Annotated in this window: 4 protein-coding genes; 3 read left to right on the top strand and 1 reads right to left on the bottom strand. The window is 53.1% G+C overall.

The window, feature by feature from the left end; genetic code table 11:
- The first annotated feature begins 299 nt into the window (after window positions 1-299).
- The 3 genes from PH605_RS13920 to PH605_RS13910 are packed head-to-tail and all read left to right on the top strand — an operon-like array spanning window position 300 to window position 6,656.
- Window positions 300-5,888: an RHS repeat-associated core domain-containing protein gene (locus PH605_RS13920; RefSeq protein ID WP_161987888.1), complete on the top strand. Its 5,589-nt coding sequence runs from the start codon at window positions 300-302 to the stop codon at window positions 5,886-5,888.
- Between the two features lie 26 nt (window positions 5,889-5,914).
- Entirely contained in the window at window positions 5,915-6,265 is a 351-nt protein-coding gene (locus PH605_RS13915; protein ID WP_125146017.1) for a DUF6984 family protein, read from the top strand.
- Window positions 6,237-6,656, top strand: coding sequence for a hypothetical protein (locus PH605_RS13910; RefSeq protein ID WP_142845174.1), 420 nt, complete (start codon window positions 6,237-6,239; stop codon window positions 6,654-6,656). Before PH605_RS13915 ends, PH605_RS13910 begins: the two co-directional genes overlap by 29 nt.
- Before the next feature lie 319 nt (window positions 6,657-6,975).
- Here PH605_RS13910 and PH605_RS25370 read toward each other — a convergent pair whose 3' ends face one another.
- Window positions 6,976-7,185 carry a hypothetical protein gene (locus PH605_RS25370; protein WP_420868492.1) on the bottom strand — a complete coding sequence of 70 codons (210 nt, stop codon included), beginning with the start codon at window positions 7,183-7,185 and terminating at the stop codon, window positions 6,976-6,978.
- Between the last annotated feature and the right edge of the window lie 92 nt (window positions 7,186-7,277).

The raw sequence follows: 7,277 nt of genomic DNA, 5'->3' as shown, positions 1-7,277 counted from the left end.
CATCGCTCAGTGCTCGTCCCATCATCCACCTCTTTCGCAGTGGATGTTGAATCAGCTCCCGCTCGCCCCGTCACTTCACAATCGATTCATCGATCACAGGATCTGCTCTAGGCCCTGACATTATCATGCGCCCCCTGCCTGCAGGGACCGCCGTTGAGGAAAAGCCTCCGGTAATCGGGCTGCCCTAACCAATTCGTTCCGATCCCGCAGACTTATCAACACTCAAGATCATCAGACCTGTCTAACTCAACGTTGGAGTTCCGGCGATGCGAAGCTGTGCCTTTTCATGCGGAAGATTAATGCTCGCGTTCGTATTGGCCATTACCTCTTTCGTGACAGCGTTCCTGATCCCGACAGAACCAGTCCGGGCGGCTCCCGGCGTCGTCACGCTAAGTTGCACGCCACCGGCAGCCGATCCCGAAATCGCGGAACTGGCCCGGGCGTTGAATTACAACTTAAGTCAAATCTACGAGTACATTTACTACAACATCGAGTTCTCGCCGACCTTTGGGCTCAAAAAAGGGGCATTACAAACGCTTCTCGACAAGCGGGGAAACAATGCGGACCAGAACCAGCTGTTCGTGACGCTTTTGCGTCAGTCCTGCATCACGGCAAACTTCCGTTATGGCAATGCCAATCTTTCCGGAGCAGCAGTTTCGAATCTGCTCGGCGTCGATGATGACGCGGCATTGATTGATCAGGCGCTCGGAAACGGATCTATTCCCAATTGCATCCGAATGACGGTTGGCGGCGCATGTGTGACATCGGGACTCAACCCGGCACAGGTCACGCTTACGATGCTGAACACGGAAGCGACCGTGGGCACGACAACGTACAGACTTGATCCATCATTCAAGTCTTTCCAGTACTATCAGCCGATAGATGTCGCGGCGGCGATGGGTTACGACCGTTCGGCGTTTCTGACTGCGGCGACAGCCGGATCTTCGACCGTCTCGGGCTTGCCTGCAGGTGTCACCTCGCTCAAGAACGTCAACAAGACGAATATCAGTACTCAACTGAACACATACGCAGCTACGCTCGCCAGCTATATCGGGACCAATCACGCTGCCGCATCAATGGCCGAAATCTTCGGCGGCCGCGTTATCACAAATACCAACTATGGCTCGACATTCGACCCGCTGACCTCGACGTGCAGCGAGATATCAGCATGCGGACCAGCGACGAATTCACTCCGCACTGCAATCACGGTCGCAATCTCGGACAATGGTACGAGCCCGACGGTTACGAAGACCTACTTCACCGATGAAATCGCTGGCAAAAGGCTAACGCTAACCTACAGTTCGTCCAAACAACCGATCCTGAAACTCGACGGAACAACAGTGGGCACCGGCACCGCGACGGCTGCAACGTCCCAAACCATTACCTTCACCGTCTCGATGCCATATGCCACCCTGTTCAACAATTACAGCGTCACGGGAAGAGTGTCCGTCGGTACCACTTATGCATATGTTCTGGTGCTCTCGGCCGGTGAGATCGGTCGAGACGCAGTGACGCGTTTTCAGAGAAAGGTTTCAGCGGCGGTAGCGAGTGGTGCGGCATCCACATCCGAGGAGGTAATGGGCGGAAACCTTGCGACCATTAGCGCAGCTTTCTTTGCGCAAGCCTATGAGAGCTCGAGGGTGGCCGACACCTTGTTCAACATCGCAAGAACTGCCCATGCTGATATGGGTATCGTCGGCTGGAACAGCGGCGCGTATATCGATATTCGTGCGAGCCTTGGAAGTTCCAACAAGAAGAAGGCGAGCGTGTCCGATGCGACATGGGCTGGCCTTTTTTATGCTGCCGCAACGCGTATTGCCACGCTTGAATCCTCCACGGTTAAACAGATGCAGTCCGTCGAAGCGGTATCGACGCCGCGTATGTTCGACTACACGAATGGAGCCGGCGCGGGCTTCATTGAGGCAAACGACTCGAACTGGCTTTCGGTTGTCAGACCGCTCCTCAGCGGATGGGCGACTGCCGATCTAAACAACATCGACGCGTTCTTCGCAGCACCGAGCAGCGGGGTGAGGACGCTCGTAATTCCGCAAAATGGCTCCCGAACCGTCAACGCGTGGGTCGGGAATGGCTACTACCAGAAGGAAGAGGTGTATTCGGGCAGCACTTATGTCTCAAGTGCGTATTCAGCGAGGATCGCAGGCGGCTATAAAGGAGGTTACTCTTCTGTACAGACGTCTTTGCGAAACTCCTTTGCTGCGAGCGCATTGACAAACCAGACACAATTCCGGCCGCCGTCGTCTTTAGATCCGATAGATCTTCGTTCGGGGAGTTTCTATTACGACCACGATGATATTTTCGTGGGCTCGCGCGCCTTTCCTTTCGGGCTGACAGTGTCACGGAACTATGACTCTGGTCGCCGCACTAGCAAAACAGCGCTGGGATATGGCTGGCGACACAATTTCATGCTTTCTGCTTACAGAGACAGCGATCCGTACGAAGCTTTTGGAGATCGCAACCCGCTGGCCGCGGTGACGACGGTTGCAGCATCCTACGTTATCGGTGACGTGCATAGCTCTACAGCCACGCCTGAGATAACCCGCGCTGTCACGGCTTCGCTAGCTGCCAGCTGGCTGATGGATCAGTTGGTTGAAAATGCCGTTACCGTTGAGACCAATGAAGGAACACGACGGTTTGTGCGAATTCCAACCGCGTCTGGAACGTTCACCTATGTTCCCCCACCCGGCGACGGTTCGACATTGACTCTGCCCGCGACAGGTAATGCGGCTGTCATCACTGATAAAAACGGCATCGTCACAACCTTTGATACAGATGGCTTTATCGCTTCGTGGAAGGACAAGAACAACAACACAGTCACTTTCACCTATGCGGGATCGGGGGCGAGCAAGAGGCTATCCACCGTCGCAAACGGCATGGGTCGCACGCTGACTTTCAGCTACAACAGCTCAAATCAACTGACGGGAATTACCGACGGAACGCGAACAGTAAACTATACCTACGATTCTGCCGGAAATCTGGCCACGTTCAAGAACGCCCTAACCGCCACGACGACCTATGATTATACCGCCGGTCTTGGGCTTCTCACCAAGGTCTTCAACCCGGCATTTCCGGCATCGCCCTTCGTTACCAATGCTTATGATCCATCCGGCAAAATCCTCACCCAGACCGATGCGCTCAATAACGTCTGGTATTATATGTTTGCCAATGGTTTCCGGGGGCAGGAGGTCGATCCCCTCGGGAATACCCGGGCCCTGTACTATGACCGAAATGGAAACCTTACCGACGACATCGATCAAGCCGGGGGCCATTACATCTACAAATATGATGGCGTTGGCAGGCGCATTCGCACAATCCGGCCGCTCGGGAACTATACGAGCTACACATATGATACGAAATCAAACATCCTGAACCAGACAAAAACGCCGATTCCTGGCTCACTAGACCCACTGACCGGGCTGCCAATGGCTCCGATAACCGAGAGCTGGACTTACACGGCTCTCTCAAAGCCCGATACCTATACAGACCCACGCGGCGGTGTGACGACCTACACCTATGACAGCAATGGCAATCAACTCACCGTCACTCAGCCTGCCGTCTCCAAGCCCGGTGTTTCCGGCACAGTTCAACCTGTGACAACGACGACATACAACGCGCGTGGTCTGCCGTTGACGATCACCGATCCCGAAAGCCGGGTGACCGCCTTCACCTACAACACGACGAACTTCAACCTGCTGACGAAGGTGGAGGATTCCGGGACTGGCCGACTGAACCTGACAACGACCTATACCTATGACACGGTTGGCAACCAGATCACCGTAAAGGACGCGAAGAACAACACGACGACCAATGGTTACGACAATGAAAGACGGCTCACCCAGATCACCCCACCGTCTCCATTCGCGGCGAGCCTGACGCAGTATGTCTATGACACGAATGGAAACAGAACGGATGTAAAGCAGGCAACGGGTATTTCCGGAAGCCCTTGGCTCACCACGACGACCGCATACAATGCCGCGAACAAGCCAACAGTCGTCACCAAACCCGATAGTAGTACGTCGACGACGGCCTATGACGTGGTTGGTCGTGTTTCAACAGTCACGTCATCGTCCGGACGACAAGTGTTGACGGCCTACGATGCCGTGTCACGCATTACACAAATTACCGATCAGGTTTCTGGAGCGCTCGACCCGTCGATTACTGCCAACCTCGGACCGGTCGTGCGAGAAACACGAACATACTTTCAGGGTGGATTGCTTGCGACTCTGAAAGACGGCAAAAACAACACGCTGACCTATCAGTATGATGGCTTCGAGCGGCAGGCGCGGATAAATTATCCCGATATCGCAACCGTTCCGGCTGACTACGAATTCCTTGTCTATGACAAGGCCGACAACCTGCTTGCCTTCCAGCGTCGCGGTGGCTCCCAGATCTGGTACACATATGACGCTTTGAACAGACGATTGAGCAAGGCACCGACAAGCGCGGCCACCATAAGCTATGGATATGACTATAGTGGGCGCATGCTTGCAGCGACGAACGGATCGAGTTCGAGTTCGTCTCTGACATTCGGCTATGATACAGCAGGGCGGCAAACCAGCGAAGTGAGTGGTCTCTTCAGCACCAGTTCGTTTGTTTTGGATGCCAACGGAAATCGAACAAGATTGACTTTGCCCACCTCGGTCGGTACCGCCAACGTTTTCTCGTATGAGTTCGATAATCTGAACCGATTGACGAATGTCTATAACGGCACGGTATCTGCGGCCAATCGTGTCGTCGGTTACACTTACGATACGGTCGGCCGGCGCTCTGCCTCTTCATATGGGCCGAGTTCGGCTCCGGTAAGCTCGACGTCCGCGACCTTTAACGCCGTCAGCCTTCCCGCAACTATCAATTATACATGGAATGGTTCGACGCTTGGTCTTACCTACGCGTACAATGCGGATCAGCAGCGGAAAAGTCTGACGGCGACCGACGACACGTTCTTACCGTCCGGGCTTGCGGCGCTGACAAAATCTTACACGTCGAATGTTCTCAACCAGTATAGCGTCGTATCGGGAACAACCCACACATATGACTCACGCGGCAATCTGACGTCCGACGGCACATGGACTTTCGGTTACAATACTGAAAATCAGTTGGCGACCGCGACCGGTTCCGGCCAGACCATAACCTTCGCTTACGACGCCCTCGGTCGACGCTTCCTGAAACATGTGACCGTCGGTTCCACGACAACGACGACAGGCTCGCTTTCTGTCGGGGATCAGGAAATGGCCGAATATTCCGGCGTTGGCACGATCTCTATCAATCGGCGTTTTGCCTATGGGGTGGGGCTGGATGAGCCCATCGCCAGCTTCAGCACATCAAACGTTCCAACCTACCAATTTAGCGACGCGCTCGGATCGGTGATCGCGCTGACAAACTCCGCGGGTCAGGTCGTTGAGAAGCACGCTTATACAGCCTATGGTATTGAGAAAGTAACCGGCACGAACACTGCTGCTTACCGATTTGCGGGACGGCGGTTGGATCTGGAGACCGGGATCTACTACAATCGTGCGCGGTTTTATTCACCTACGCTTGGGCGATTCCTACAACCGGATCCGATTGGAACTGATGATGACGTTAATCTATATATTTATGTTAAAAATGATCCTGTCAACTTGGTGGATCCCCTTGGATTAAGCGCGGCAAGCTACGACGTTGCAGCCGAGTTTGGGCATGGATCAAGGCATGTTAATCCGGCAATAGTCCCGGGCCTGCAGAGTGCGATCAGTAGAGCGCTCCCACAGACAATGCCGATGGGGATATATGGTGTGGGCGTGATATACTATGGAGGTCAACCGTATGAATTTAGGTATTATGGCCTCGGTAGTTACGTAAATGTTGGAACGTACTTTCCCATTGTGAGATGAGGTAGGGCACTTGTATGTCACGGGACTTGAGCGACGAAGAAAAAAAGCTTTTGCGCACGTTGGTTGGAGAGCGACCGCCGTTTGCCGTAGAATTTGAAAAACAGTTGGAGGGCTGTCTCGCCGATGAAGTGGAGGATGGAGGGTTAGAACTCAAACCCGTTAGAGGCAATAGAATTAAAACTCATGACACTGTCCTTGGAAGTGGCTCGATCTATGATGTTGACGGCGTGCCAGTAATATTTGATCTGCTTCAGTACGATGGATACATTGCTAAATTACTCATTGAAAAAGCAGATTCCAGTCAAATTAAGAGCGTTTTAGATTACCAACAGGTTATGGCACTAGGATATGGAAGAGGGATCACTTTGGAGCGGTAGTCTCATCAACAAAGAAGCAATGAAGGCTGCCATTTTGCAAGGGCATGTTCAACTTGGAACTGAAAAACCCGTAAGCTATCTTCCGCTCAACACGATTGAAAATATGTTGGGGTTAACTGTCGACAGGTACCGAGAAATGCTTCGGGCAGGAGGCAACGAAAGCATGCTATTCGAGGATCAGCAATGCGCGATAAACTCGGGTGCGGTTTACGGTTATAACGTTCCGGCATTGGGAGTACTGCTCAGGCAGTTTAATTCAATACTGATTGCAAATGGCTGGCCGGATGCGCCGGAGCAATTCGTCGAAAAAATTGCACGCAACTGGGTTGAAGACGTTGACGCCCCTCTTCTCTTAATAATCCGCGCCGCATTTGGAGACAACGGAGATTAAACGCGCGACTTTGTGCGTAATGAGCGAATGGCACTGGGATCACTCAGGCCGCTAACGACCGGGAGATAGAAAAAGACGCATATAATCACCATTAAAAATCGCGTTCGCAAAAAAGCTGGACCGTATCGACGTGAGCATTCCTTCCAACGCAACTGAGGGGGCTCGGCTTAGCGGCGCTTGTAGAGAACGAGCTGTACAAATACTTCGCAGGCACAGTCCTCGTATTCCGCTCACGCAAGGTGGATCGCCCGAAGCTGATCTATGGGAAGATAGCGGACCGGTGATAGCCTACAGCACTTCTCGTTTCCGAATCGAACTCTCAAAGGAGATGGAACTGGCTTATGTCCACTGAATCAAGCGACGTCTCAATTGCTGAGCCATCATCCTTATAAACTTCCAACTCATGGAGCTTACCCTCTACGACATGCAGAAGGACATTCACGGCAGGACGATAATCCACACCTTCCGCATCAAAGTAATATCCCTCCGTGGGAAGCCGCTGTTGTAAATTGGCGAGTGGGCCGGACACCCTAAACAGGAGGCTACCTTCTGCGTCTATAGCTGACACTCTCGCTGTTTCCAGCTGACTGCGTAGAGCTTCCGCTACAAGAAACCCTTTTT

The organism is Agrobacterium sp. CFBP 3001 (assembly GCF_027871605.1).
In the GTDB taxonomy this organism is placed as follows: Bacteria; Pseudomonadota; Alphaproteobacteria; order Rhizobiales; family Rhizobiaceae; genus Agrobacterium; species Agrobacterium leguminum.
Note: the sequence above shows the minus strand (reverse complement) of the source record. Positions and strands in the feature narration are given on the sequence as shown.